Here is a 24,466-nt window from a genome sequence, read left to right as displayed (position 1 = left end):
CTAGTCTCCCACGACCGATGTGCACCGCGGCGTGCCCTGGACGCGGCTCGCGATGACGAGGAAGCGATCGGGTAGGTCCTCGTAGCTGAGCAGTTTCCAGCCGGAATCGGTGAGCAGAGGGCCGAGCCGTTCCTCGCTGAGCGGCTCGCCCGGCCGCAGCGTGCGGCCGTGCCGGGCGGCCAGCTGGGCGCGGCCGGTGGGGTGGAAGATCGCCAGCGTGCCGCCGGGGCGGGTGACCCGGGCCAGCTCGGCGAGGCCGGCGACCGGGTCCGGCAGGTGGTGCACCAGGCCGGCCGCGAAGATCACGTCGGCGACCGCGTCGGCGATCGGCAGCCGCCGGGCGTCGGCGAGGACCAGCTCGGCGTCGTCGTCACGGCCGGCTTTGCGGGCCGCGAGCAGCATGTCCGGGGTGAAGTCGAGGCCGAGGACCCGCCCGGTGGGCCCGACCGCGCCGGCCAGGGCGGGCAGCGCCCGGCCGGTGCCGCAGCCGATGTCGAGGACGATCTGGCCCGGGCCGACGCCGGCCAGGCGCACCGCTTCCCGATAGCGCGGGATGTCGTCGCCGAACTTGACGTCCCAGTCGGCGGCGCGGGCGGCGAAGAAGGCGCGGCTCTCCGACAGGTACCACCGGTCGGGGTCGGCCAGGTCGGGATGGATCTGCCGGATCACCGGCCACTCCGGGTCGCGGTGGTCGATCACCACCTGGGCGCGGCGCTCGCCGTCACCCTCGGCGAACCGGTGGCGTGGACCGCCGCGCAGGAAGACCAGGATCCGGTCGGTGGCCGGCTCCAGCACGTTGAGCGCCGAGTCGGAGACGGACCCGCCGGGACCGGTCAGACCGAGGACGGCGTCGACGTTCCACGCGCGGGCGGTGGACGGGAAAGCCGCGGCGAGGCGAGCGGCGAACGCCGCCGCCGCGCCCGGATCGCCGCCGTCGACGATCACGGTGAGCGGGGCACGCGGCGCCAGCACCTCGGCGAGCAATGCGGTGACTTCGGCGATGCGTTCCGGCACGCACACCAGCATGACGGGGTACGTGTGACGCGCGCAACGCCCCGACGGCGGAGTACTTTGTGCCACTTTGTCACTGGCGGGTGGAGCTGACCGGGTCACAGCGCGCACAGTGAGCCGATGAGACTCGCCGCACTCCTGGCGACCGCCCTGCTGATCCTGGGCGGCTGCGCGGACGGCACCCGCACCGAGCCCGGCGCGACGGTCCAGCAGGTCCGGGTGTTCGCCGACGAGTCGCTGCGCGAGGCGTTCGACCAGATCGGCACGCTGTTCGAGCAGCAGCATCCGCAGAGCGAGGTGCTCCTCTCGTACGGTGCGGGCATCGACCTGGCCCGGCGGATAGCCGGCGGCGAAAGTGCCGAGGTCCTCGTCACCGACGACCCGTCCGCGATGGCGACCGTGGGCGCCGCCGAGCGCGCCGAGACCCTGGCCGGCGGCCGGCTCAGCGTGGCCGCACTGGCTCCGGCGGGCGAACCGTTCGTCACCTTCGTCAAGGAAGGCGCTGCCCAGCGGGTGCTCACCGACACCGGTATCCTCCGGCCGTGACCGGCTTCCTCGAGCTCGCCGACTTCCGCACCGCTGTCGCCCGGATGTATCTGGAGGACACCGACCTGGCCGGGTTCCGCAAACGCCGCGACGAGCTGTTCGCCGGGCACCCGCAGTCGCCGATCCCGGCGGTGGAACGGTCCGGCTTCACCGGCCTGCGCTACTTCCCCGCCGACGACGCGGCGGTGGTCACGGCCCGGCTGCGGCCCGAGCCCGGCGCCATCGACATCGACACCGGCGGCCCCGACGGGGTGATCCACTACACCCGGGCGGGCGTGCTGGAGACGCCGCTCGGCGAGCTGTCGCTCTGGTCGATCGCCGCCTACGGCGGCGGCCTGTTCCTGCCGGTCCGCGACGCCACCTGCGGCGACGCCAGTTACGGCGGCGGCCGCTATCTGACCGACACGGTGAAGGGCACCCACGGCCGGGGCCTGCGGTGGCTGGGTGAGGACCGCGTCCAGCTCGACTTCAACTACCTGTACAACCCGAGCTGCGCCTACGACTCGCGCTGGGCCTGCCCGCTGGCGCCGCCCTCGAACCGGCTCACCGTCGCGATCCGCGCCGGCGAGCAGACCTACCACTAACGGCCGGCGGCGCGGTCCGACCAGGAGCGCTTGGTCGCCAGGTTGGTGACGCCGCCGGTGCGGACGGCCCGGTGCACGGCGCGGGCCATCGGGGCGCCCCAGCGCGAGCGCGGGCCGCCGTAGGCGGCGACCGGGCCGCCGGCCGGGCACAGCACGCAGACCGCGTCGGTGGCGGTGCCGGTCGCGCTCAGGCCCAGGTCGGCGAGGGCCTGGGCCTTGGCCTCGGTGGCGGTGGCGACCGCGTTGATCAGCGCGCCGTCGCTGAGGCGCTGCGGGATGCCGATCACGATGTTGACGGTGCCGGGCCGGTGCTCGAAGCCGATCGCCTGCGGGTCGGCGGCGAGGATCGGCGCCCCCAGGCCGACCGTGGCGTAGACGCGCACGCCGTCCTCGTCGGCGGTCACCACGTCGGCCACGTCCACGCCGGTGAGCAGGCCGATCCCGGGTCCGGTGAGGCCCAGGCCGGCGGCGAGCTCGGCCAGGTGCGCGTCCGGGTCGGGGCGGGCGTACGACATGGCGACGCTCGCGTTGATCAGCCACTCGCGGGGGCCGACCCCGCCGCCCAGCACCGCGCTGGAGACGGCGAGCAGGGGCTCGGGGAAACGCCAGAGCAGCAGCGGCACGTCGTGGCCGCCCTCCCGGCGGTGGGTCAGCGACGGTTCGGCGAACACGGGTCCTCTACGTCCATTCCGGTGCCAGGATGGCCCAGATCTCAGTGTCCCGGCGGGTGCCCTGCCACGGGTACGACTGCCGCTTCTGTCCCTCCCGGGTCATTCCGAGGCGGCGGGCGACGTTCGAGCTGGCCGTGTTGTTCGGGTCGCAGAGCCACTCCACACGGTGCATGCCACGGGTGCGGAACGCGTAGTCGATGAGCACCCGCACGGCCCGGGTGACCAGGCCGCGCCCGGTGCCGGCCGGCTCCAGCCAGCAGCCGACCTCACAGTTGCCGGCGACGGCGTCGAAGGCGACGAACATCGTGCCGCCGACCAGCGTGCCGTCGAGCCAGATGCCGAAGAGGCGCCCACTGTCGGCGGCGGTACGGTCCGCGTACCGCTGCAGCGCGGCCCGCGCGGTCACCGGATCGGTGCTCAGGCTGGCCCACGGGATCCACGGGTCGACGGTGCCGCGGGCCCGGTCCATGTGCGCCAGGAATTCGTCGGCCTGCCACGGTTCGAGAGGGCGCAGCTCGGCGCCCTCGCCAAGATCGATCGCGAACATCAGGGCAGCCTAGCGAGGCCAGGGGCGGAAGACCGTACCCGGCACCGGCGGAATCCGGCACGATAAGGGCATGAGCGAGCACACCGACGAGGTCACCCGGGCACTGGTGCAGGCGGCGGACGCGGCCCGGTTCGCCCCGTCGATCCACAACACGCAGCCGTGGCGGTGGGTGGTCCGGGCCGGCCGGCTGGAGCTGTTCGGCGTCTCCGAGCGCCAGCTGCGCGAGCAGGACCCGTCCGGCCGGATGCTGCTGCTGAGCTGCGGCACGGCCCTGCATCACGCGCAGGTCGCGCTGGTCGCCGAGGGCTGGCGGCACGAGGTGAAACGGCCCGCCGGTGATCCGCTCGCGACGATCCGGCCGCTCGAGCGGGAGGCGATCCACCCGGAGGCGACCCGGCACTTCCAGATGTTGCAGGTGCGGCGCACCGACCGGCGTACCGTCACCGACGACGCGGTTCCGCAGGAGACGCTCGGACACCTGGTCAAGGTCGCCGAGGATCACGGCGCGCACCTGCACGTGCTGGACCGGGACCAGGTGATCGAGCTCGCGGCGGCGGTGGACCAATCCCAGCGGGCACAGGACAGCGACGAGCGGCTGCGCGCCGAGCAGGCCAAGTGGGTCGGCGGCGACCGCGACGAGAACACCGGCATCCCGGCCTCCGCGCTGCCCGAGGAGGTGCCGCTCACCACGGTCGCCGAGCGTGACTTCCAGACCTCCGGCACGCTGCCGGCCGGCAGCGGGCACGACCACGCCGCCACATACGCGGTTCTTTACGGTACGGGCGACGACGCCGTCGACTGGCTCCGCGGCGGGGAAGCCCTGAGCGCGCTCTGGCTGGCCGCGACCGAGCAGGCGGTGAGCCTGCTGCCGCTGAGCGGACCGGTGGAGATCCCGTCCACCCGGCAGACGCTGCGGGGCATGCTCAGCGGCACCGGTTACCCGTTCCTGGCCGTCCGGCTGGGCACGCTGGATCCGGCGCACTCCGCGCCGCCCAAGACGCCGCGCCTGCCCGCCGGCCAGGTCATCGAGATCCTCTGACGTCGCGGCTCAGTGCTCGGGGCCGTAAGCGGCCAGGAAGCGGTCACGGAAGGTGTCCATCCGCCAGTTCGGGGCGCCCGGGTCGGGCTTGAGGCCGTCGGTCCAGCCCCACGAGGCGATCCGGTCGAGGACCTTCGGGTCCTTGGCCACGATCGTGATCGGCACGTCGTGCGTGGCGTTCTGCCCGACCACGACCGGGGCCGGCTGGTGGTCGCCGAGGAAGACCAGGACGGTGTCGTCGTCGGCGTACCTCTCCAGGTAGGACAGGAGCGTCTCGATCGAGTAGGCGACCGACCGGGCGTGCTCGGTCTTGATCTTGTTGTTGTTCTTCCAGACGCTCTGGGTGGACTCGGCGGCCGCGACCATCGGGCCGTAGACGCTGCCGTCGCCGATCGCGTCCCAGTCCAGCATGGTCGGCACCGGCGCCCACGGGGTGTGGCTGGAGGTCAGCGTGATCTCGGCGAGCAGCGGGCCGCGCCGGGGCTTGGCGTACTCCAGTTTCTGGAAGGCTGACATCACGTACTGGTCGGGCATGGTGGACCAGCTGAAGGCCGGGCCGTTGTAGCCCAGCGTGTGCGAGTCGTAGATCTGGTCGTACCCGTAGAACTGCCCCTCCGGCCAGGCGAAGGTGATGCCCGGCTCGACGCCGACGGCGCGGTGCCCGGCGTTCTTGAACGCCCGGGTGAGGGTGAGCCGATCGCTGGCGACCAGGCTGCGGTAACGCTGCTCGTTGTCGATCCACAGCCCGGAGAGGAACGTGGCGTGCGCCAGCCAGCTGCCGCCGCCCGCGGTGGACGAGGTCAGCCACCCGCTGCGTGACCGGAAGCCGGCCTTGGCCAGCCGGTCGCCGCTCTCCGCCAGGGTGTCCAGCACCTGACCGTTGAACTGCGGGTTCTCCAGCGCGTCCCGGCCGTAGCTCTCCACGAACGAGATCAGCACGTCGTTGTTCCTCAGCGCGGTGAGCAACTGGTCCGCGGGCCGGTCCCGGTACGCGTCGACCTTGACCTCCTCGGCGAACTTCTTGCGGTCCTTGAGGTCGTTCGGCAGCGCGAGCGCGGTGTGCGCGGCCAGCTCGGCCGCGGTGTGCGAGGCGACCGGGATGCCGCCGATCAGCTGAGTGCCCATGGCGAACAGCGCCACCCAGGCGGCACCCACCGCGCCGAGGCCCCGCCAGGCCCCGGCGCGGTGGGCGGTCAGGACGCCGCTCAGCCGCACGACCGCCCAGGTCATCCCGGCGGTCAGGGCGGCGGCGAGCAGGACGGCGCCGGCCGCGATGCCGATCGCGGCGAGCCGTCCCATCGAGTCGACCATGAAGTTGAAGCCGTCGTCGAAGAGCACCCAGTCGAGCACCGGGTCGAAGCGGCGGGCCAGGACGGCGAAGAAGCCGATGTCCACCAGCTTCACCACGGTGAGCAGGCCGAGGAGCACGCCCAGGCCGGTGGCGGCCGGCCGCCGGACCCGCTGCGGCAGCACGAGCAGCAGGATGCCGAGCACTGCCGCCTCGATCGGGACACGCAGGAGCGCGGTGGAGACCGAGTTGCCCGGCGGGAGCCGGAAGATCTGGTCCGGCACGATCAGCGCCAGGAAGACCAGGATGCCGGCGAAAACCGTGGTCAGGTGCCGGAGGACGCGGCGGTACGACTTCTCTTCGCTCACGTTCTGTTCATACGCCCCGGGCGGCCGTCCGGTTCGACGGGGGTAATTCAGTGGATGAGTGAGCACTCGCTCATTACAGTGGCGACCTATGGAATCCCGACGCAGACGCGTCCCGGCCATGGCGCCGGAGGAGCGGCGGGCCGCCCTCATCGCGGCCACCATCCCGCTGCTGCACGAGCACGGCCTCGATGTGAGCACCCGCCAGATCGCCCACGCGGCCGGCGTGGCCGAGGGCACGATCTTCGGCGTCTTCGAGAGCAAGAGCCAGCTGGTGGTCTGCTCGGTGGTCAAGGCGCTCGACCCGCAGCCGACGCTCGACGGCCTGGCCGCCATCGACCGCGGCGCTGACCTGCGGGTCCGCGTGGCCGCGGCGGCCGACCTGGTGCACGCCCGGTTCATCGAGAACGCGCACCTCATGCACGAGGCCCGCAAGCTGATCTTCGACAATCGGCCGGATCCGGACGCACAGGCCCGGATGGCGGCGTCCCGGGAGCAGCTGCACGCCGCGATCGTCGAGGTGTTCGCACCCGACGCGGCCCGCCTGCGGGTCTCCCCGGAGAAGGCGGCCCGGTTGCTGCTGCTGCACTGCGGCGCCAACGCCTTCGGGCCGTTCGGCGAGCCCGGGTCCTTCAGCGGCGAGGACCTGGCCACGCTCCTGCTCGACGGCATCCTGGCGGACGGCGATCCGGTGCCCGACCTGGCAGCCGTCGTGCTCGACGAGTTGATCAAGAAAGAGACCGAACGGGGGGATCAGCCGACATGCTGATCAAGTTGCTCCGCGTGCACCTGCGGCCCTACCGGACGGCCATCACCCTGGTGGTGCTCTTCCAGTTCCTGCAGACGCTCGCGACGCTCTATCTGCCGGCGCTCAACGCCGACATCATCGACAACGGCGTGGTGCCCGGCGACACCGGCTATGTGATGCGGGTCGGCGCCGGGATGCTCGGCGTCACCGTGGTCCAGATCGCGGCGCAGATCGTGGCGGTCTATTTCGGCGCGCGCACCGCGATGGCCGTCGGGCGCGACGTGCGCGCCTCGATCTTCTCCCGGGTGCAGGACTTCTCCGCCCGCGAGGTGGGGCAGTTCGGCGCGCCCTCGCTGATCACCCGGACCACCAACGACGTGCAGCAGATCCAGATGCTGGTGCTGCTCACCTTCACGCTGATGGTCTCGGCGCCGATCATGTGCGTCGGCGGCATCGTGCTGGCCCTGCGGGAGGACGTTCCGCTCTCCTCACTGCTGCTGGTCATCGTCCCGGTGCTGATCGGCGTGGTGGCCCTGATCATCGCCCGGATGCGGCCGCTGTTCCGGTCCATGCAGGAGCGCCTCGACCGGGTCAACCAGGTGATGCGCGAGCAGATCACCGGCATCCGGGTGATCCGCGCCTTCGTCCGCGACGAGCACGAGCGCGAACGCTACGGCGCGGCCAACGACGCGCTGACCGACGTCTCCCTGCGGGTCGGCCGGATCATGGCGCTGATGTTCCCGACGGTCATGCTAATCGTGAACATCTCCAGCGTCGCCGTGCTCTGGTTCGGCGGTCACCGGATCGACTCCGGCGGCATGCAGGTGGGCGCGCTGACCGCGTTCGTCAGCTATCTGATGCAGATCCTGATGTCCATCATGATGGCGACTTTCATGTTCATGATGGTCCCGCGCGCCGAGGTCTGCGCGGAGCGCATCGAGGAGGTGCTGGGCGCCGAGCCCAGCGTGGCGCCGCCTGCGGCGCCGGTCACCACGCTGGACCGGCACGGCGAGCTGGAGCTGCGCGACGTCGACTTCCGCTATCCGGGGGCCGAGGCCGCAGTTCTCTCCGGCGTACGGCTGAGCGCACACCCCCGTGAGGTCACCGCGATCATCGGGAGCACCGGCAGCGGCAAGACCACCCTGCTCAACCTGATCCCCCGGCTCTTCGACGCGACCGGCGGCTCGGTCCTGGTCGACGGGGTGGACGTGCGCGATCTGGACCCGGCCCTGCTGGCGCGCACGGTCGGCCTGGTCCCCCAGCGGCCCTACCTGTTCAGCGGCACGGTCGCCTCCAACCTGCGTTACGGCAACCCGGACGCCACCGACGAGCAGCTCTGGGAAGCGCTGGAGATCGCCCAGGCCCGGCCGTTCGTCGAGCGGATGGAGGGGCAGCTCGACGCCCCGATCGCGCAGGGCGGCACCAACGTCTCCGGCGGTCAGCGGCAGCGCCTGGCGATCGCCCGCACCCTGGTGCACCGGCCGGAGATCTACCTGTTCGACGACTCGTTCTCGGCGCTCGACTACGCCACCGACGCGGCGCTGCGGGCGGCCCTGACCGAGCACATCGCGGACGCCACCGTGGTGATCGTGGCGCAGCGGGTCAGCACGATCCGCGACGCCGACCGGATCGTCGTGCTCGACGACGGGAAGGTGGTCGGCACGGGCACCCATGACGAGCTCATGGAGTCCAACCCGACGTACCGAGAGATTGTTCTTTCCCAGCTCACGGCAGCGGAGGCAGCGGCATGACGGCACCAGTTCGCAGGCCCGGGCCGCCGCCCGGCGGGCCGCCGGCGGCCCGGATGATGATGGCCGGCGGGCCGCCGGAGAAGCTGCAGGACTTCAAGGGCTCCACCAGACGACTGCTCGGCCTGCTCAAGCCGCACCGGGTGACGGTCGGTTTCGTGCTGCTCTTCGGCGCCGCGAGCGTCTTCCTGTCGGTGCTCGGGCCGTACCTGCTGGGCAAGGCCACCGACGTGATCTTCGCCGGGGTGCTCGGCCGGATGCTCCCGGCCGGTGTCACCAAGGACGAGGCGATCGCCGGGCTGCGCGCGCGGGGCGAGAACAACCAGGCCGACATGCTCGCCTCGGTGGACGCCGTGCCCGGCCAGGGCGTCGACTTCACCCGGCTGGCGCAGATCCTCGCCTGGGTGGTGCTGATCTACGTCTTCGCCTGGGTCTTCGGCGTGCTGCAGGGCCGGCTCACCGCCAAGGCCGTGCAGAGCGCGGTCTACGACCTGCGCGGCCAGGTCGAGGCGAAACTCGCCCGGCTACCGCTCTCCTACTTCGACCAGCAGCCGCGCGGTGAGGTGCTGAGCCGGGCCACCAACGACACCGACAACATCGCGCAGACGCTGCAGCAGACGTTCGCCCAGCTGGTCACCTCGCTGCTGATGATCGTCGGCGTGCTCGGTGTGATGTTCTGGATCTCGCCGCTGCTGGCGCTGATCGCGCTGGTCACCGTGCCGGTCTCGATCGTGCTCACCACGGCCATCGGCAAGCGGTCGCAGCCGCAGTTCGTCGCGCAGTGGAAGACCACCGGCAAGCTGAACGGGCACATCGAGGAGATGTTCACCGGGCACTCGCTGGTCAAGATCTTCGGCCGTCGCAACGAGGCGGCGTCGGTCTTCGATCAGCACAACGAGGCGCTGTACCACTCGAGCTTCCGGGCCCAGTTCATCTCCGGGCTGATCCAGCCGGCCATGATGTTCATCAGCAACGTGAACTACGTGCTGGTGGCGGTGGTCGGCGGGCTGCGGGTGGCGTCCGGGACGCTGACGCTCGGCGAGGTGCAGGCGTTCATCCAGTACTCGCGGCAGTTCAGCCAGCCGCTCACCCAGGTGGCCAGCATGGCGAACCTGGTGCAGTCCGGGGTGGCCTCGGCCGAGCGGGTGTTCGCCCTGCTTGACGCCGCGGAACAGTCGCCGGACCCGGCACCGGTCCGGATGCCCGCGGTGCGCGGGCGCATCGAGTTCCAGAACGTCTCGTTCCGCTACACGCCGGACAAGCCGCTGATCGAGAACCTGTCGCTCAGCGTCGAACCGGGACAGACGGTGGCGATCGTCGGCCCGACCGGCGCCGGGAAGACCACGCTGGTCAACCTGCTGATGCGGTTCTACGACGTGACCGGCGGGCGGATCACCCTGGACGGGGTGGACATCGCCACCATGCCGCGCGAGCAGCTGCGCGAGGAGATCGGCATGGTCCTGCAGGACACCTGGCTGTTCGGCGGGACGATCGCGGAGAACCTCGCCTACGGATCCGACGGGTTCGAGATGCCGGCGATCGTTCGGGCGGCCGAGGCGGCGCACGTGGACGGTTTCGTGCGCACCCTGCCGGACGGGTACGACACGAAGATCGACGAGGAGGGCGCGAACGTCTCCGCCGGTCAGAAGCAGCTCATCACGATCGCCCGGGCGTTCCTCGCCGAGCCGAGCATCCTGATCCTCGACGAGGCGACCAGTTCGGTGGACACCCGGACCGAGGTGCTCATCCAGCGGGCCATGGGGAACCTGCGCACCGGGCGGACCAGCTTCGTCATCGCGCACCGGCTCTCCACGATCCGTGACGCCGACCTGATCCTGGTGATGGAGGACGGTTCGATCGTGGAGCAGGGCACCCACGACTCGCTGATCGCGGCGAACGGGGCGTACGCCCGGCTCTACTCGGCCCAGTTCGCGCAGGCTGTCGCCGAGGTGGACTGAGAGAAGGGGGCGGCCCGCGGGCCGCCCCCTTCGCCGTGCTGTTACCGCTTACTTGATGGTGACCCGCTTCGAGACGGTCCAGCCGCTGCCCACGATGCCGGTGGTGGCGTTGCCGCCGACCATGGCCCGCAGGGTGAGGCTCTTACGGCTCGCGATGCTCACCGACTTGACCCAGCCGCCGGTGCTGCCGGTCTTGCCGGTGTAGACGGTCTTCCAGGCGCCGCTGACGTAGCTCTGCACCGTCACGTCCGCGCCGGCCGCCTTCGGGTTGCCGGTGACCGTGACGGACATCCGGCCCTTGCTGGGCGAGCTGACGACCAGGCTCGGGTTCTGCCGGACCCGGATGGTCACCTCGTCCGACCACTGGTCGCCGACCGCGGTCTGGAACACGAAGCCCTGCCCGATCCAGTGGGCGACCGAGTAGTTGCCGTCGGCGTCGCTGCGGACGGTCTTCAGCTTGGTGCCCTTCGCGGTGGAGCCCATCGGCTGGCCCCAGAGCTCGACCAGGGTGTTGGCGCTGGTCTTGCCCGCCAGGGTGACGGTGTTGCCACCGATCACCGTGGTGCTGGGGGTGCTGATGGTCGGCGCGGTGGGCTGGCCGGGCTCCTCGCCGGGCTCCTCACCCGGGTCGGTCGGCGTGGTGGTGCCACCGTCGCTGGCCGCGATGGTGATCGATCCACCCTCGACAGAGCCGGTGCCGCCGAAGCCCTCACCGCCGACACCGATCGCCTCGGCCGGCTCGGCTTCGGTGTCGTTGGCGATCGACACGTTGCCGATGTTCACCGTCGAGCCGTTGGCGGTACCCGCGGTGATCTGCACCGGGAACGAGGTCGGCGAGAAGTCCGCCGGACCGGCTGCCCGGTTCCCGTTCGACGCGAACCCGCCGAGGGAAACGTTCAGCAGCGTGTCCAGGGCGCTGACGTTGCTGACCGTGCCCTTGAGGGCCACCGTGTCGCCCTCGTTCGCGGTCACCGAGGTCACCTTGAGAGCCGGCGCGGCGTCGTCGTTGGCGAGGGAGATGGTGCCGGTGAGCGGCCCGCCGGTGGCGTCCGCCTCGGTGTTGGTGAGCGCGACCGTGAATCGCGCGGTCTCGTCCCGCTCGTAGATCGAGTCGCCCTTGACCAGCACGAGCACGTAGCCGGAGGTGGTACCGGCCGCGATCGTCTGAGTCGACAGCGCGGTGAGCAGGTCGTAGTCGTCGGTGCCGACGACGCCGGAGGCGTCCGTGGCGGTACCCGGGTCGGTCGCGGCCGCCACGGTCCAGTCGACCGCCTGCGAACTCGGGTTGGAGAGGTTGACCTGCAGGAGCGCAGCGGAGTAACCGTTGCCCTCCGCCATCTTGAGGTCGCTCGTCTGGAGGCTGACAGTCGGCTTCGCGTCGTCGTCAGTGATGGTGACGACATTGCTCGCGTTCCCCGTCGCGATGGTCGCGGTGGCACCCGAGCCCGGCGCCAGTGTCACGGTGAACGACTCGCCGTCACCCTCGTCGATGAGGTCGCCGAGGATGTCGACCTCGAAGGTCTTCGAGGTCTCGCCCGGCGCGAAGGTGAGGGTGCCGGAACCGGCCGTGAAGTCCTTACCCGTCTCCGCCGACACGCCGGAGCTGTTCACCGCGGTCCAGGCGATCTTCTGTTCCTTGCCGGAAGCCTGGTTGAGGGTGACCGTGAACGTGTGCTTCTTGGTGCCGGTGTTGCCCTCCGAAGCCACCGTCTTCGAGGCGGCGGCCAGGCTGGCGACCGGTCCCGTCGAGTCGATGTCGGTGATGTAGCCGAGCGCCTTCGACGCCGCCGGATCGATGGTCGCGCCGGAGACGTCGCTGAGCGCGACGGTGACGTCCTCGGTCAGCTCGTCGAGCGGGGTGTCGTTCTTGGTGATGACGCTGGCCGTCTGGGCGCTCGTGGACCCGGCCGGGAAGGTCAGCGTCTGACCGGAGACGGCGGTGTAGTCGGATCCCGACGTGGCGCCACCGTGGCCGGAGGCCGGGGTCGCCGTGTCGGTGGTGCTGTACTTGACCGTGATCGGGCTCTCGGACGCCCGGTTGATCGTCACGGGGAAGTTGAGCGTGCCGCCCTCGTTCAGGCTGCTGGCGTTGGTCGTCGGCACGCCGATGCCCACCGTCGGAATGGCGTCGTTGTCGACGATGCCGACCGTGATCGGCGACGCCGTCGCCGCCACGCCGTCAGCCGCACTCGGGGTGATCGTGAAGGTCTGCGGGGTGTCACCCTCGTAGACGTTGTCGTTCGTGACCGTCACCGCGAACGATTCCTCGGTGTCACCCGGCGTGAACGTGAGTGTGCCCGAGGCGGTCGCGTAGTCGGAACCGGCCTTCGCGGTCACGTCCGCCGTGGTGTACGGAATGTTGATCGTGCGACCGGAGGCGGTCGAGAGGCGGGCGGTGACCGTCACGGTGCCGCCGTCCTCGGGGATGCTCGTCCGGTTGGCCGTGAAGGTGTAGCTCGGCTCCGGGTCGTCATCCGTGATGTTGATGGTCGCCGTCTTGATCGGGGTGGAGGTGCTTCCCGACGGGTCGAAGACGTTGACCGTGATGGTCTCCGGCGAGGCCTCGTCGACCGAGTCGCCGAGCGTGGTGACGGGCAGCGTCACCTTCTTGGTCGTGGGATCGAAGGTCAACGTGGTGGTGTTGACGGCGTTGTAGTCCGACGCCGCAGTCGCGGTGCTGCCGGTCGGCTCGGTGTTCCAGGTCAGGTCGGTCTCCGGCGTGCTACCGGTGGTGGTGCCCACCCAGGTCAGCTCGAGGTTGGCAACCCCGCCCTCGGTGACCACGAGCGGCGTCGCGGTGAAGGCGACATCATTGGCAACCGCGTTGGCCGCCATGGCCGGGGACGAGATGAGCACGGCCGGGGCCAGACCGATGATTCCGGCGACGGCCGCGGACAGGGCCGTTCGCACGGACCTCATGCCAAGCAGCGCGAACGGAACCGAGCCGCTCTTGGCCGCATGGGCTTCTTGATAGCGCATGTGTTTCTTTCTCCTTCGGCGGCTGGGCTACCTCCGTTCGGGGAGGCCCCTAGCTTTGCGTCCCCGCCTCGCAGCGGGTTTGCCTGTTCGGGTACCGCGCCTGAGGGCGCTATTACCGGGTTGAGCTGCGCAAACACTGGATCGAAGATCCAGATGAGGTCGCGCCTTCCGTAATCTAACCGGCCTAACCCACCCTTACCGCCGGAACAGAATTTTTCTCCTAAATCCCCCAGCAGCCTGCAGGGGGCACTTGAGGGACGTCAGGCCACGCCGCCACCAACCGTGATCTTGTGACCCTGCAGCGTCAGAGAAGCCCGTGCCGCATCGCGGTGGTGACCGCCGCCGTCCGGTCCGCCACGTCCAGCTTGTTGAAGGCGCGCAGCAGGTGCGTCTTGACCGTCGCCTCGCTGATGAACAGGCGCTTGCCGATCTCCGCGTTGGTCAGGCCCCCGGCGACCAGGCGCAGCACCTCGGTCTCGCGCGCCGACAGCGCCGGCGGGGCGGGGCTGCGGACCTGCCGGACCAGCGTCGACGCCACGCTCGGGGCCAGCACCGTCTCGCCGCGGGCGGCCGCGCGGACCGCGTCGGCCAGCTCCGCCGGCGACGCGTCCTTCAGCAGATAGCCGGAGGCGCCGGCCTCGATCGCGCGCAGGATGTCACGGTCAGACTCGTACGTGGTCAGCACCATCACCCGGACCCCGGTGGAAGCCGACAGGATTCGCGACGTCGCGTCCACCCCGTCGCCGCCGGGCATCCGCAGGTCCATCAGCACGATGTCGGGGCGCTCGGCGAGGGCGAGCTCCACCCCCTCCGCGCCGGACGACGCCTCGCCGATCACGGTCAGGTCCGGTTCCGCGTCGAGCATGCCGCGCAGGCCCATCCGTACCACGGGGTGGTCGTCGACGAGCAGGATGCGGATCATGCGGGGATCTCCAGTTCGATGGTGGTGCCGGATTCCCCGGAACTGTGCACGGTGAGGGTCCCGCCGACCTCGGCGGCCCGCGACCGCATCCCGGGCAGGCCGTAACCGCCTTCGAGGGCCGGGTCGAAGCCGCACCCGTCGTCGCGGACGACCAGGCGCACCGTCTCCGGCGAGTACGCCAGCAGCACCGCCGTCTCCGAGGCACCGGCGTGCCGCCGCACGTTGGTCAGCGCCTCCTGCGCCGCCCGCAGCAGCACCACCTCGACCCGGGTGGGCAGGTCACGGGCGTCCCCGGTCTGACGGAACGTAGCCGGCACCCCCGCCTCCCGCGAAAAACGGGACGCTTGGCGTCGTACGGCATCGGGCAGTGAAGAGGAAGCCAGTGCCGAGGGTGAGAGGGCCGCGACGATCGCGCGGGATTCCGCGAGGTTCTCCTTCGCGGTGCGAACCGCGAGGGCCAGCCGCTCGTCGCGCAGCGACGGGTCGGCGGCCTGGATGAGCGTGATGATGCTGGTGAAGCCCTGCGCGAGGGTGTCGTGGATCTCGCCGGCCAGGCGGGTCCGCTCCTGCGCGACCCCGGCCTCGTGGGAGAGCCGGGCCAGTTCGGCCCGGCTGGCCTCCAACTCGGCGATCAGCTGGGCCCGCTGCTCGCTCTGCTCCGCCATCCCACTGATCCAGACGCCGATGCACACCCCGGCCGCGGTGGAGATGGCCGCGATCACCAGGTCGATCGCGATGCCGCCCGGGTCGGCCCAGAGCTCGGTCACCACCGGGATCAGGTTGGCGACCACCACCAGGACGATCGCCCGGCGCAGCGGGAGCAGCATGAAGAAGACCGGGATGACCGCGAACATCAGCCAGGTGGTCAGCGGCACGCAGGCGATCGCCGTGCCGAACAGCAGCAGGTACACGAGGCTGACCAGCAGTGACAGGGTGCTCTGCGTGTCGCGCAGGATCAGCGGGCGGGCGGCCAGGACGTAGAGCAGCGCCATGCCGGCGATGGCGCCGACCGCGACCGCCCGGCGCCACGGCGACTGCCAGTCCGCGAGCAGTGTCGCGGTCGCCACCGCGACCGCGATCACCAGGAAGTACAGGTCCCAGAGCTTGAGGGACGGGGTGGCGCTCATCGGTCTCGCGTGCTCCACCGGAACGTCACCAGGCACAGGACCAATCCGATCACACACCAGATGCCGAGCACCATGGCCACTCCGCCGAGATCCCAGGCGCCGCCGATCTCCTGCGCCTTCGCCTCGTCCGGCAGGAAGACGTAACGGAAACCCTGCGCCATCCAGCGGACCGGGAAGAGCGAGGCGAACTTCTCCAGCCAGTCCGGCAGCTGGCTCATCGGCTGGATGAAGACACCGGAGACGAACTGCAGCGCCACCACCGGCACGTTCAGGATCGCGCCGGCGTTGCGGGCGTTCTTCACCAGCGCGCTCACCGCGATGCCGAGCAGCGAGCAGCAGATCACCGACAGCAGGAAGATCCAGGAGAAGGTCACCCAGTGCGCCGCGCCGGGCAGCGGCATGTCGAAGATCAAAACCCCGCAGAGGATCAGCACGGCAGCTTCGGCCACGCTCAGCACGAGCACCAGCAGGGCCTTGCCGATCAGGTACGCCGAAGCCGGCATCGGCGTGCCTCGGAGGCGCTTGAGGGTGCCGTCCTCACGATCCATCGCCAGACCGGAACCCATGGTGACGAAGGCGGTGTTGAGGATGCCGTACGCGACCATGCTGGCCGTGAAGACCTGGCTCGCGCTGACGCCCTGGTCGTTGTACTCGTCGCCGAAGATCGTGCCGAACAGCAGCAGGAGCATCGCCGGGAAGAAGAAGGTGAAGACCACCGCGGTCTTGTCCCGCAGGAACTGGAGCAGCTCCACGTGACCACGGCTCAGGCTCATCGTCGTCATCGGGCTGCTCCGATCAGGGTCAGGTAGGTGTCTTCCAGGGTCGGCCGGGTGATGGTGAGCGTGGTCAGGTCGACGCCGTCGTCCAGCAGCCGGCGCAGCAGGGCGGCCGGGTCGGCGTGTTGCTCGGTGTGCGCCGTGCCGCCCTCCCGCCAGGTCACCCGGGCCTGCGCCGCGCCGCGCCCGCCGAGCGTGGCCGGGGTGCCCTCGGCGACGATCAGGCCGTCGGCGATCACCGCGAGCCGGTCGGCGAGAGCCTCCGCCTCGTCCAGGTAGTGCGTGGTCAGCAGGATCGTGGTGCCGTCACCGGCCAGGGTGCGGATCAGCTCCCAGAACTGCCGGCGCGCCTCCGGGTCGAACCCGGTCGTCGGCTCATCGAGGAAGAGCAGCTCCGGCCGGCCGACGATGCCCAGCGCCACGTCCACCCGGCGGCGCTGACCGCCGGAGAGCGTACGGATCTTGCTGTTGCGCTTGGCGGTGAGTCCGACCAGCTCGATCACCTCGTCCGCCCTGCGCGGGTCGGGGTAGAAGCCGGCGATGTGGCGGACCATCTCGTACACGGTCAGGTCGGCGGCGTCGTCGGCGTCCTGCAGCACGATGCCGATCCGGGAACGCCAGGCCGAACCCGCCTTGCCGGGGTCCTCGCCGAGCACGCGCACGTCACCGGCGGTGCGCCGCCGGTGGCCCTCCAGGATCTCGACCGTGGTGGTCTTGCCGGCCCCGTTCGGGCCGAGCAGCGCGAAGATCTCGCCCCGGGCGACGACGAGATCGATGCCCGCGACCGCGTCCCGGTCGCGGTACGTCTTGCGAAGTCCGCTTACCTCGATGGCTTCCATGACGTCGATCGTGCCGGTGCGGGGTGTCCGCCCGGGACGACCGCGCGGCTGTCACCGGTTGTCCACCGATCGACGGACAGTCTCATTCCCATCGGAACTTACGGGCGGCGGCGGTCAGCCAGACCACCGCCCACAGGCCCAGGCTGAGCCAGATCGCGAACGGCACCGAACCGCCGGCCGTCAGCGTCTCCCGCAGCGCGTGCGCGTGCGCGGCCAGCGGCAGCAGGAACCAGCCGGCCGTGCCGAGGTCCGGCGCGGCGAACATGATCCCGCCGACCGAGAGCATCACCACGTAGATCAGCGTGGCGGCGCCGGTGGTGGTCTCCGGCTTCAGCACGCTGGCCAGCAGCAACGCCAGACCGCTGTAGCCGGCCACGGCCAGCACGGTCACACCGAACGCGGAGAGCAGCCCGTGCGGCTCCGGGCGCCAGCCGACCGCGAACCCGACCGCGGCCAGCACGGCCACCTGCAGGACGATCTGCACCAGCACCGAGCCGGTCTTGGCGAACAGCAGACCCGGCCGGGTCAGCGGGGAGGCGCCGAGCCTCTTCAGTACGCCGTAACTGCGCTCGTAGCCGGTGGTGATCGCCTGGCCGGTGAACGCCGTCGACATCACGGTCAGCGCGAGCACACCCGGCACGACGAAACCGAGCCGGTCGCCGGTCGGCAGGTTGGTCACCTCGAACAGGCCGGCACCGAGCAGGACCAGCAGCGGCACACCCATCGCCAGGACCACGGCCTCGCCGCGGCGGGCGGTCAGCAGCAGCTCCATCCGCAGCTGGCGGCCGATGATCGTACGCATCGGGGCCCGGCCGGGAGCGGGCGTGAAGGTTCCGGCGCTCACTCGGGCGCTCCTACGGTTGTCTTCGTCAGGGACAGGTAGACGTCTTCGAGCGTACGGCGGCGGCTGCTCACCGCGGTGACGTGCGCGTCCACGGCGGCGAACCAGCCGAGCACCTCGGCCAGGCCTCTCGTGTCCAGGGCGCCGGTGATCGCGTACTCGCCGGGGGAGGTCTCGTCGACCGTACGGTGCGCGCGCAGCCCGGTCAGGTCCAGACCCGGATCAGCGCGCACCTCCAGCAGGTCGATCCCGGCCGCGGCGGTCAACTCGGCCGGGGTGCCGGTCGCCGCCACCCTGCCGGACCGCATGATCACGACATCGTCGGCGAGCCGCTCGGCCTCGTCCAGCAGGTGCGTGGTGAGCAGCACCGACACGCCGTCGGCCCGCAGCTCCTCGATCAGCTGCCAGGTGGTGTGCCGGGCCTCGGTGTCCATGCCGGCCGTCGGCTCGTCCAGGAAGACCAGCTCGGGCCGGCCGACCAGGGCCACCGCGAGGCTGAGCCGCTGCTGCTCGCCGCCGGACAGCCGGCGGAACCGGGTCCGCTCCACCTTGCGCAGGCCGAGCCGGTCCAGCAGCATGTCCGGGCTCAGCGGGTTGGCGGCGAACGACGCGAACAGCCGCAGAATCTCGCCGGCCGCGGCCCACGGGTAGACGCCCCCGGACTGCAGCATGATGCCGAGGCGCGGCATGAGCTGGTCGTGATCCCCGACCGGGTCGAGGCCGAGCACGCGCGCCTCCCCGGCGTCCGGCCGGCGGAACCCCTCACAGACCTGCAGCAGGCTGGTCTTTCCGGCCCCGTTGTGGCCGAGCAGGGCGAGCACCCGCCCTCGCGGGAGGCACAGCGACACGCCGTCCACCGCCGTCGTGTCGCCCCAGCGCACGACGGCGTCCCGTACCTCAACCGCGGCCACGTCGCCACCCTTCACGGTTTCCGCCCCACAGGTCCCACCGATTTCGTCCGCCACGGTCACCTTACGGCGGCGCCCTGCGAAGCCCGGCTCGGCACTCCTCCCGATGCAATGCCTCACCCACCCGGAGCCCGCGCTCCGCTCTCCTTCCCGCCGCCTCGCGGGCCCGCTCCGTGCGCTCCCACCCCCGCGCTGCCCGGCTCCCCACACCGCGCCTGCCCGATCACGGCGCAATCCACTCGGCTGACCGTCAGCGTCGTCTCCCCCCACCCAAAGCAACTCCCAGCCGCAGCCGGCCGAACCGGCCGGCACTCAGCGCCGCCCGGCGCCAGCCGAGGCAACTCCCAGGCACAGCCGGCCGAACCGGCCGGCAGCCAGTGTCGGTTCGGGCCAGCCGAAGCAACTCCCAGGCGCAGCCAGGCGAACCGGCTGGCGGCCAGTGTCGGTTCGGGCCGGCCGAGGCAACTCCCAGGCGCAGCCAGGCGAACCGGCTGGCGGCCAGTGTCGGTTCAGGCCGGCCGAAGCAGCTCCCAAGCGCAGCCGGCCGGATGGGCTGGCCGTCAGTGCTCGTTCGGGGTGGCCAAGGCAGCTCCCAGGCGTAGCCGGAAGAGCCGGCTGGCCGCCAGGGCTGTCTGCACGCGCTCGAACGGCGCTGAGAGCCAGCTGACCAAGATCGGCGCGAATCGGCATGCGCTCACGAGTGGACACTCCCGAGCGGGCCGAGCCGTAGCTGGTGTGGCTTAATACCCGGCGCGATACCGGCATGAGCTACGGCCAAGCAGACCTGGCCGTAGCCGGTACCGCTTATGCCCGGCGATACACCGCTATTGGCTACGGCCGGGTCGAAGAGTGCAGCCGCCGATGAGGGCGGGGCGGGAGGCAAGGGTGCGGCGGGAGGCAAGGGTGCGGCGCTGGAGTTCGCGCGTGCGGCGGTGAAGTGCGGCGCTGCGGAGGCGCTGCGGGGGTGACGGCCTCGAATTGGGTAGGGTGCGCGGCATGGGTGACCGGACGGTGGTGGAGATCTACACCGACGGGGCGTGCGTGCCGAATCCTGGGCCGGGTGGGTGGGGCGCTGTCCTGCGTTACGGCCGGGCGGAGAAGGACCTGTGCGGCGGCGAGGCCACGCCGACCACCAACAACCGGATGGAGCTGATGGCGCCGATCCGGGCCCTGGAGACGTTGAACCGGGCGCCGCTGGTGGTGGACATCTACACCGACAGCGTTTACGTCCGGGACGGGATCACCAAATGGCTGCCCCGCTGGCGAGCCAACGGGTGGCAGACGGCGGCGCGGCAGCCGGTGAAGAACGTGGATCTCTGGCAGCGCCTGGACGAGGCCGTGCGCAAGCATGAGGTGCGGTGGCACTGGGTGAAGGGGCACGCCGGGCATCCGGAGAACGAGCGCGCCGACCGGCTCGCCGCCCGCGGGCTGCGGGAAGCACTCGACCGCGGCTGAGCCCGGGCGGGGCGACTCAGCCTGGGCGGTGGGTCTCCATGTAGGCCGTCCAGACCTTCTTGGGGACGGTCATCGCCCAGGCGTCGATGACCAGCTCGGTCATCCGCTCCACGGTCAGGCGCTCCAGCCACGCCTCCACCCAGCGGAAACGCAGATCGGACGGGCGTGGCAGATGGAATGTCTCCGGGTCGGAGGCGATCAGCGCGTCGCGCTCCTCCTTGGGGTAGCCGAAGCCCATCTCCGTCTCGTCCCGGGAGAAGGCGACGTAGACGATCTGGCCGACACGGAATTTCACCCGGTCGCGGATCAGATGCTCCTGGCTGCGCGGCAGGTCGCGCGCGACACGGCGCACGTCATCGATGGTGACCATTCCGGCACGCTAACGCCCGGGTATGACACTTTCAGGTGCCACGCGGCCGCGGCACCGGTGGCTCCGGCGGCCCTTCGGGCCGTCGAACCACCTTGGCGCGCGCTACCCGGTCCGGCGGCAGCACATAGGTGGCAGCTTGCACCAATTCATCCGGTACGGTGTGCCGGCCCCGCCGCGGCTCGGGTTCGCGTTGCTCGGGCACGAGGTCGGCGGTTCCGGACCAGCGCGGGTCGGGCAGCGACGTGTAGGTGACGCCGCCGGGCGCGGGCGGCGGCGGCAGACCGGGTCCCACATGCGGCGGCGGCACCGGAAAGCCCGGCGTCGCCTGCGGCCGCACCGGCTTGGTCGGCTCCTCGCCGTCCCCTTGCGGCCCCACGTGCGACGCAGGCAGCGGAGAACCCGGCGACCCTTGCGACGCAGGCAGCAGAGAACCCGGCGCCCCTTGCGGCCGCGCCGAGGAAACAGGCGATGCCTGTGGCGGCACCGAGAAGGCGGGTGCCGCGTGCGATGTCACAGGAAGATCCGGCGAGACCTGCGGCGCCCGCGAAGAAACAGGGGACGCCACCGGAGGACCCGGCGAGATCGGCGGCGGCAACGAAGAGATCGGCGACGCCTGCGATACCACCGAAAGGCCCGGCGTTGCCTCCGGCAACGACGAAACAGGCGACGCCTGCGATGCCGTCGGAAGACCCGGCGAGACCTGCGGGGGCGATGAAGAACCCGGCGACGCCTGCGATGCCACCGGGAGACCCGGTGACACCTGCGGCGGCAACGACGAAACCGGCGACGCCTGCGATGCCACCGGGAGACCCGGTGACACCTGCGGGGACAACGACGAAACCGGCGACGCCTGCGACATCCGCGAAAGGCCTGGCGGCTCCTGCGGCGGCGACGAAGGAACATGGGACGCCGGGAGAATCGATGACGCATGCGGGGGCACCGGCTTGGTCGGCTCCTCGAGATCCGCCGAAGCCGCCACCGGCGGCATCTGCGGCGACGGCACGGGCTGGACCTCGGCGTCTTTCGGCAGCAAGCTCGGCGCAGGCGCAGGCGCAGGCGCAGGCGCGTGCGCAGGAGCCGGGGATGAGCCGTGCGGCGGCAGCAACGATCCCGCCTGCGACCCGGAAGGATTCACCGGCGCCGGAGGCGGGACGCTCGCGGCGCCGGTGACGGCGCCGCGCTCGCGGCGGCGGCCCGCGGCCCTGGCGGCCATGCCGAAGACGCTCCGGGTGCCGGAGTCGTAACCGTGGCGGTAGGCCTCCTCCCGGTCGGGGGCGCTCTGCCGGCGCTGGTGCAGCCGCCCGGCGGCGTATCCGGCGCAGGCCAGGAGCGAGGCGAGCAGGATCAGAAGGATCACGATGTCGCCCGGTGCCGTCATAGCCGGACCCGCTCGGTGCACTGTTCCATGCCAGCATTGTGGCCATTTTGATAGACCGCGAGCTATGGCCCGTTTGACTTACCACGAATGAATTAGCTCGAAGGCTCAACCTTGGCGAGCCAGCCGGCGATCTGTGCGCGCTTGGAGATGCCCAGCTTGGTGCGGATGTGCTCGACGTGCGCGGCGGCCGTGCGCGGGGAGATGCGGAGCGTTCCGGCGATCTGCCGGTCGGCGTTCCCGGCTGCGACGACCGGGCCACTTCCACTCGCGGGCCGCCGAGGCGGCCCGCGCGTGCAGGTGCCGCCGGCGCAGCGGAGTGAGGTCGGCGTAGAGCGCGTCGCGAATGAGCGCGTGCCGGAAGTCGTAGCTCGCGCCGTCCCCGCGCGGCTGCACGTAGAAGCGGTCGCCGAGGCGGATAGAGCTCGTCGCTGCGGTAGGTGCCGGCGAGCAGGATCGGCAGGTCCCGGACGCGGCGGCGCGCCGGTTGATCTCGCGCAGCAGGCGGGATTTGCCGATGCCCGCCTCACCGGCGAGCAACAGCATCTCCCCGCTGCTCGCCGCGGTCGAGGCCAGGCGCCGGGCCGCGAGCAGGTCGCCTCTCCGATCAGTACGGGACTGCTGAGCGCCACAGCGAAACTGGCAGGGAGCCGGTTCCGTCTTCTTGGGTGTTATGACCGATGTCCAACCGTGCGCGGCGGCCGATGCTGGCGGGGAGGGAGAAAGGAGCCAGTTCGATGGCGAAGTTCATGGACGTGCACGACGGGTTCTTCGGGGTCACCCAGGAGCAGCTGGACGCCGCGCACGACGCCGATCTGAAGATCGAGGCGGAGGAGGGCGTGCATTTCGAGAGGGCGTGGCTGGACCGGGAGTCCGGCAAGGCCTTCTGCCTGAGCACGGCGCCGAGCAAGGAGGCGGTGATGCGGATCCACGAGCGGGCCGGTCATCCGACCAGCGAGGTGTACGAGGTCACCGCCGAGGTATGACCAAGATCATCTTCGTTGCTCTGTGTGAGGACGCGGTGATAGGTCACGAGTTGACACCTTTAGGAGTGGAGTAGCACGGTAACCCCAGTTGTCCACATGAATGGGGTAGGAATGCTCTCCACGCGGCGAGCCCTGGCGGCCGTCGTCAGCGCCGTCACGCTTCTGACGGCGTCCGCCTGCGGTTCGGCTGACGAGGACGCCGGCGCCACCAAGGTCGAGGTCTTCACCTGGTGGGCCGAGGGCGGCGAGAAAGCCGGCCTGGACGCCCTAGTCGGCCGCTTCACCACCGACTGCCCCGGGCACGAGTTCGAGAACGGCGTGGTGGCCGGCGGCGCCGGCGTCAACGCCAAGCAGGTGCTCGGTGCACGGATCGAACAGAACGACCCGCCGGACACGTTCCAGGTGCACGCCGGCGCCGAGCTCGCCGACTACATCGCCGCCGGCCGGGTCCAGGACCTCTCCGGCGAGTACGACTCGTGGGGACTGCGCCAGGCGTTCCCGCAGGGCCTGATCGACGACCTGACCGTGGCCGGCAAGATCTACTCGGTGCCGTCGAACGTCCACCGCGCCAACGTGGTGTGGGCCAACAGCCAGGTGCTCTCCGACGCCGGCATCGTGCGTACCCCGAAGACACTGGACGCCTTCCTCAAGGACCTGGCCACGCTGCGCCGGGCCGGTGTCGAGTCGCCGCTCGCCCTCGGCCGCGACTGGACCCAGCTCATGCTCCTGGAGTCGGTCCTGATCAGCGGCCTCGGCCCGAAGCGGTTCGCCGGGCTGTTCACCGGCGACACCAAGTGGCAGAGCAGGGCGGTCCGCGACGCGCTGGCCGACTACGCGCAGCTGATCAGCTTCAGCAACCCCGACCGGGACGCGCTGGACTGGCCGCAGGCGGAGCAGCTGCTCATCGACGGCCGGGCCGGCTATCAGCTGATGGGCGACTGGCTCGCCGCCGACCTGGCGGCGAAGAACTTCCGGGCGTACGAGTCGTTCACCTTCCCCGGCACCGACGGGGTCTTCCAGTGGCTCGCCGACTCGTTCGTGCTCCCGGCCGGCGCCACCAACGCCGAGGGCACCCGCTGCTGGCTGAAGACCGTCGCCTCGGCCGAGGGCCAGCGCGAGTTCAACATCCGCAAGGGCTCGATCCCGGCGCGCACCGACGTGACCGGTGACGGCTTCTCCGCCTATCAGGTGGCCGCCATGAAGGACTGGGAGTCGGACACCCCGGTCCCGTCCTGCGCGCACGGCTCGGCCTGCTCGCAGGACTGGCAGAACGCGCTGAACGCCGCGCTCGGCGCCTTCTCCACCGCGCCCGAGAAGAACGTCACCGCCCTGCAGAACGCGCTCGCCGCAACAGCGGCCCAGTACGTGAAGGGTTGATGCGGC

23 protein-coding genes, 1 pseudogene and 1 riboswitch are annotated in these 24,466 nt (G+C 70.9%); of the genes and pseudogenes, 9 read left to right on the top strand and 15 right to left on the bottom strand.

Going from position 1 to position 24,466, the window contains the following annotated elements:
- Entirely contained in the window at positions 1-1,014 is a 1,014-nt protein-coding gene (locus AB0F81_RS11965) for a methyltransferase domain-containing protein (protein ID WP_360194970.1), read from the bottom strand.
- Positions 1,015-1,131: 117 nt separating this feature from the next.
- Here AB0F81_RS11965 and AB0F81_RS11960 point away from each other — a divergent pair, with 117 nt between their 5' ends.
- Complete coding sequence (locus tag AB0F81_RS11960) at positions 1,132-1,557, top strand: substrate-binding domain-containing protein (RefSeq protein WP_360194967.1); 426 nt, start codon at positions 1,132-1,134, stop codon at positions 1,555-1,557.
- A 44-nt stretch (positions 1,558-1,601) separates the two neighbouring features.
- A complete protein-coding gene (locus tag AB0F81_RS11955) occupies positions 1,602-2,141 on the top strand; it encodes a DUF1684 domain-containing protein (protein WP_360195059.1) in 540 nt (179 codons plus the stop codon).
- Here AB0F81_RS11955 and AB0F81_RS11950 read toward each other — a convergent pair.
- A complete protein-coding gene (locus AB0F81_RS11950) occupies positions 2,138-2,812 on the bottom strand; it encodes an adenosylcobinamide amidohydrolase (RefSeq protein WP_360194964.1) in 675 nt (224 codons plus the stop codon). The two genes, AB0F81_RS11955 and AB0F81_RS11950, sit on opposite strands and share 4 nt — an antisense overlap.
- A 7-nt stretch (positions 2,813-2,819) precedes the next feature.
- On the bottom strand, positions 2,820-3,359 hold the full coding sequence (locus tag AB0F81_RS11945) for a GNAT family protein (RefSeq protein WP_360194961.1): 540 nt from the start codon (positions 3,357-3,359) through the stop codon (positions 2,820-2,822).
- 70 nt (positions 3,360-3,429) lie between these two features.
- Here AB0F81_RS11945 and AB0F81_RS11940 point away from each other — a divergent pair, with 70 nt between their 5' ends.
- Positions 3,430-4,398: a nitroreductase gene (locus AB0F81_RS11940; protein WP_360194958.1), complete on the top strand. Its 969-nt coding sequence runs from the start codon at positions 3,430-3,432 to the stop codon at positions 4,396-4,398.
- 9 nt (positions 4,399-4,407) lie between these two features.
- Here the strand turns inward: AB0F81_RS11940 and AB0F81_RS11935 are convergent, their stop codons facing one another.
- A complete protein-coding gene (locus AB0F81_RS11935) occupies positions 4,408-6,054 on the bottom strand; it encodes a sulfatase-like hydrolase/transferase (protein ID WP_360194955.1) in 1,647 nt (548 codons plus the stop codon).
- 88 nt (positions 6,055-6,142) lie between these two features.
- Here AB0F81_RS11935 and AB0F81_RS11930 point away from each other — a divergent pair, with 88 nt between their 5' ends.
- The 3 genes from AB0F81_RS11930 to AB0F81_RS11920 are packed head-to-tail and all read left to right on the top strand — an operon-like array spanning position 6,143 to position 10,505.
- Positions 6,143-6,820: a TetR/AcrR family transcriptional regulator gene (locus AB0F81_RS11930; protein ID WP_360194953.1), complete on the top strand. Its 678-nt coding sequence runs from the start codon at positions 6,143-6,145 to the stop codon at positions 6,818-6,820.
- Positions 6,814-8,550 (top strand): ABC transporter ATP-binding protein, encoded by a 1,737-nt coding sequence (locus tag AB0F81_RS11925; RefSeq protein ID WP_360194950.1) that lies wholly within the window; start codon positions 6,814-6,816, stop codon positions 8,548-8,550. Before AB0F81_RS11930 ends, AB0F81_RS11925 begins: the two co-directional genes overlap by 7 nt.
- A complete protein-coding gene (locus tag AB0F81_RS11920) occupies positions 8,547-10,505 on the top strand; it encodes an ABC transporter ATP-binding protein (RefSeq protein WP_360194947.1) in 1,959 nt (652 codons plus the stop codon). The genes AB0F81_RS11925 and AB0F81_RS11920 overlap by 4 nt, the downstream gene beginning before the upstream one ends.
- A 48-nt stretch (positions 10,506-10,553) precedes the next feature.
- On the opposite strand, the gene AB0F81_RS11915 is transcribed toward AB0F81_RS11920, so the two are convergent.
- From AB0F81_RS11915 to AB0F81_RS11885, 7 genes are all read right to left on the bottom strand, one after another.
- The gene (locus tag AB0F81_RS11915) at positions 10,554-13,415 is read right to left on the bottom strand and encodes a Calx-beta domain-containing protein (RefSeq protein WP_360194944.1); all 2,862 of its coding nucleotides are present in this window, start codon (positions 13,413-13,415) and stop codon (positions 10,554-10,556) included.
- Between the two features lie 83 nt (positions 13,416-13,498).
- Positions 13,499-13,578: riboswitch (cyclic di-GMP riboswitch) on the bottom strand.
- Positions 13,579-13,788: 210 nt separating this feature from the next.
- A complete protein-coding gene (locus AB0F81_RS11910; protein WP_360194941.1) occupies positions 13,789-14,406 on the bottom strand; it encodes a response regulator transcription factor in 618 nt (205 codons plus the stop codon).
- Positions 14,403-15,533, bottom strand: a complete 1,131-nt coding sequence (locus AB0F81_RS11905; RefSeq protein WP_360194938.1) for a sensor histidine kinase — start codon at positions 15,531-15,533, stop codon at positions 14,403-14,405. Before AB0F81_RS11905 ends, AB0F81_RS11910 begins: the two co-directional genes overlap by 4 nt.
- Positions 15,530-16,315, bottom strand: coding sequence for an ABC transporter permease (locus tag AB0F81_RS11900; RefSeq protein ID WP_360194935.1), 786 nt, complete (start codon positions 16,313-16,315; stop codon positions 15,530-15,532). The genes AB0F81_RS11905 and AB0F81_RS11900 overlap by 4 nt, the downstream gene beginning before the upstream one ends.
- Positions 16,312-17,148: an ABC transporter ATP-binding protein gene (locus AB0F81_RS11895; RefSeq protein ID WP_360194932.1), complete on the bottom strand. Its 837-nt coding sequence runs from the start codon at positions 17,146-17,148 to the stop codon at positions 16,312-16,314. The genes AB0F81_RS11900 and AB0F81_RS11895 overlap by 4 nt, the downstream gene beginning before the upstream one ends.
- An 82-nt stretch (positions 17,149-17,230) precedes the next feature.
- Positions 17,231-17,992, bottom strand: coding sequence for an ABC transporter permease (locus AB0F81_RS11890; RefSeq protein WP_360194929.1), 762 nt, complete (start codon positions 17,990-17,992; stop codon positions 17,231-17,233).
- The gene (locus tag AB0F81_RS11885) at positions 17,989-18,900 is read right to left on the bottom strand and encodes an ABC transporter ATP-binding protein (RefSeq protein WP_360194926.1); all 912 of its coding nucleotides are present in this window, start codon (positions 18,898-18,900) and stop codon (positions 17,989-17,991) included. Before AB0F81_RS11885 ends, AB0F81_RS11890 begins: the two co-directional genes overlap by 4 nt.
- A 993-nt stretch (positions 18,901-19,893) precedes the next feature.
- Here AB0F81_RS11885 and rnhA point away from each other — a divergent pair.
- On the top strand, positions 19,894-20,352 hold the full coding sequence (gene rnhA / locus AB0F81_RS11880) for a ribonuclease HI (protein ID WP_360194924.1): 459 nt from the start codon (positions 19,894-19,896) through the stop codon (positions 20,350-20,352).
- A gap of 16 nt (positions 20,353-20,368) precedes the next feature.
- On the opposite strand, the gene AB0F81_RS11875 is transcribed toward rnhA, so the two are convergent.
- The 4 genes and pseudogenes from AB0F81_RS11875 to AB0F81_RS11860 form a co-directional block, all read right to left on the bottom strand.
- Complete coding sequence (locus AB0F81_RS11875) at positions 20,369-20,722, bottom strand: MmcQ/YjbR family DNA-binding protein (RefSeq protein WP_360194921.1); 354 nt, start codon at positions 20,720-20,722, stop codon at positions 20,369-20,371.
- 31 nt (positions 20,723-20,753) lie between these two features.
- Positions 20,754-22,100 carry a hypothetical protein gene (locus AB0F81_RS11870; RefSeq protein WP_360194918.1) on the bottom strand — a complete coding sequence of 449 codons (1,347 nt, stop codon included), beginning with the start codon at positions 22,098-22,100 and terminating at the stop codon, positions 20,754-20,756.
- 92 nt (positions 22,101-22,192) lie between these two features.
- Positions 22,193-22,303 (bottom strand): hypothetical protein, encoded by a 111-nt coding sequence (locus AB0F81_RS11865; RefSeq protein ID WP_360195056.1) that lies wholly within the window; start codon positions 22,301-22,303, stop codon positions 22,193-22,195.
- A gap of 127 nt (positions 22,304-22,430) precedes the next feature.
- Positions 22,431-22,673: pseudogene (locus AB0F81_RS11860) on the bottom strand (AAA family ATPase); the annotation flags it as partial.
- Between the two features lie 161 nt (positions 22,674-22,834).
- On the opposite strand from AB0F81_RS11860, the gene AB0F81_RS11855 reads away from it, so the two are divergent.
- Both AB0F81_RS11855 and AB0F81_RS11850 read left to right on the top strand, forming a co-directional pair.
- The gene (locus tag AB0F81_RS11855; RefSeq protein ID WP_360194916.1) at positions 22,835-23,083 is read left to right on the top strand and encodes an SCO4226 family nickel-binding protein; all 249 of its coding nucleotides are present in this window, start codon (positions 22,835-22,837) and stop codon (positions 23,081-23,083) included.
- Between the two features lie 96 nt (positions 23,084-23,179).
- On the top strand, positions 23,180-24,460 hold the full coding sequence (locus AB0F81_RS11850) for an ABC transporter substrate-binding protein (protein ID WP_360194913.1): 1,281 nt from the start codon (positions 23,180-23,182) through the stop codon (positions 24,458-24,460).
- Positions 24,461-24,466: the final 6 nt, after the last annotated feature.

The organism is Actinoplanes sp. NPDC024001 (assembly GCF_040638955.1).
GTDB lineage: Bacteria > Actinomycetota > Actinomycetes > Mycobacteriales > Micromonosporaceae > Actinoplanes.
Note: the sequence above shows the minus strand (reverse complement) of the source record. Positions and strands in the feature narration are given on the sequence as shown.

What these genes read in the sequence shown, in the direction of transcription:
- AB0F81_RS11960 (WP_360194967.1), top strand. Translation starts at nt 1,132, where the DNA reads ATGAGACTCGCCGCACTCCTGGCGACCGCCCTGCTGATCCTGGGCGGC.
- AB0F81_RS11955 (WP_360195059.1), top strand. Translation starts at nt 1,602, where the DNA reads ATGTATCTGGAGGACACCGACCTGGCCGGGTTCCGCAAACGCCGCGAC.
- AB0F81_RS11945 (WP_360194961.1), bottom strand. Translation starts at nt 3,359, where the DNA reads ATGTTCGCGATCGATCTTGGCGAGGGCGCCGAGCTGCGCCCTCTCGAA.
- AB0F81_RS11940 (WP_360194958.1), top strand. Translation starts at nt 3,430, where the DNA reads ATGAGCGAGCACACCGACGAGGTCACCCGGGCACTGGTGCAGGCGGCG.
- AB0F81_RS11930 (WP_360194953.1), top strand. Translation starts at nt 6,143, where the DNA reads ATGGAATCCCGACGCAGACGCGTCCCGGCCATGGCGCCGGAGGAGCGG.
- AB0F81_RS11925 (WP_360194950.1), top strand. Translation starts at nt 6,814, where the DNA reads ATGCTGATCAAGTTGCTCCGCGTGCACCTGCGGCCCTACCGGACGGCC.
- AB0F81_RS11920 (WP_360194947.1), top strand. Translation starts at nt 8,547, where the DNA reads ATGACGGCACCAGTTCGCAGGCCCGGGCCGCCGCCCGGCGGGCCGCCG.
- AB0F81_RS11910 (WP_360194941.1), bottom strand. Translation starts at nt 14,406, where the DNA reads ATGATCCGCATCCTGCTCGTCGACGACCACCCCGTGGTACGGATGGGC.
- AB0F81_RS11905 (WP_360194938.1), bottom strand. Translation starts at nt 15,533, where the DNA reads ATGAGCGCCACCCCGTCCCTCAAGCTCTGGGACCTGTACTTCCTGGTG.
- AB0F81_RS11900 (WP_360194935.1), bottom strand. Translation starts at nt 16,315, where the DNA reads ATGACGACGATGAGCCTGAGCCGTGGTCACGTGGAGCTGCTCCAGTTC.
- AB0F81_RS11895 (WP_360194932.1), bottom strand. Translation starts at nt 17,148, where the DNA reads ATGGAAGCCATCGAGGTAAGCGGACTTCGCAAGACGTACCGCGACCGG.
- rnhA (WP_360194924.1), top strand. Translation starts at nt 19,894, where the DNA reads ATGGGTGACCGGACGGTGGTGGAGATCTACACCGACGGGGCGTGCGTG.
- AB0F81_RS11875 (WP_360194921.1), bottom strand. Translation starts at nt 20,722, where the DNA reads ATGGTCACCATCGATGACGTGCGCCGTGTCGCGCGCGACCTGCCGCGC.
- AB0F81_RS11870 (WP_360194918.1), bottom strand. Translation starts at nt 22,100, where the DNA reads ATGACGGCACCGGGCGACATCGTGATCCTTCTGATCCTGCTCGCCTCG.
- AB0F81_RS11855 (WP_360194916.1), top strand. Translation starts at nt 22,835, where the DNA reads ATGGCGAAGTTCATGGACGTGCACGACGGGTTCTTCGGGGTCACCCAG.
- AB0F81_RS11850 (WP_360194913.1), top strand. Translation starts at nt 23,180, where the DNA reads ATGAATGGGGTAGGAATGCTCTCCACGCGGCGAGCCCTGGCGGCCGTC.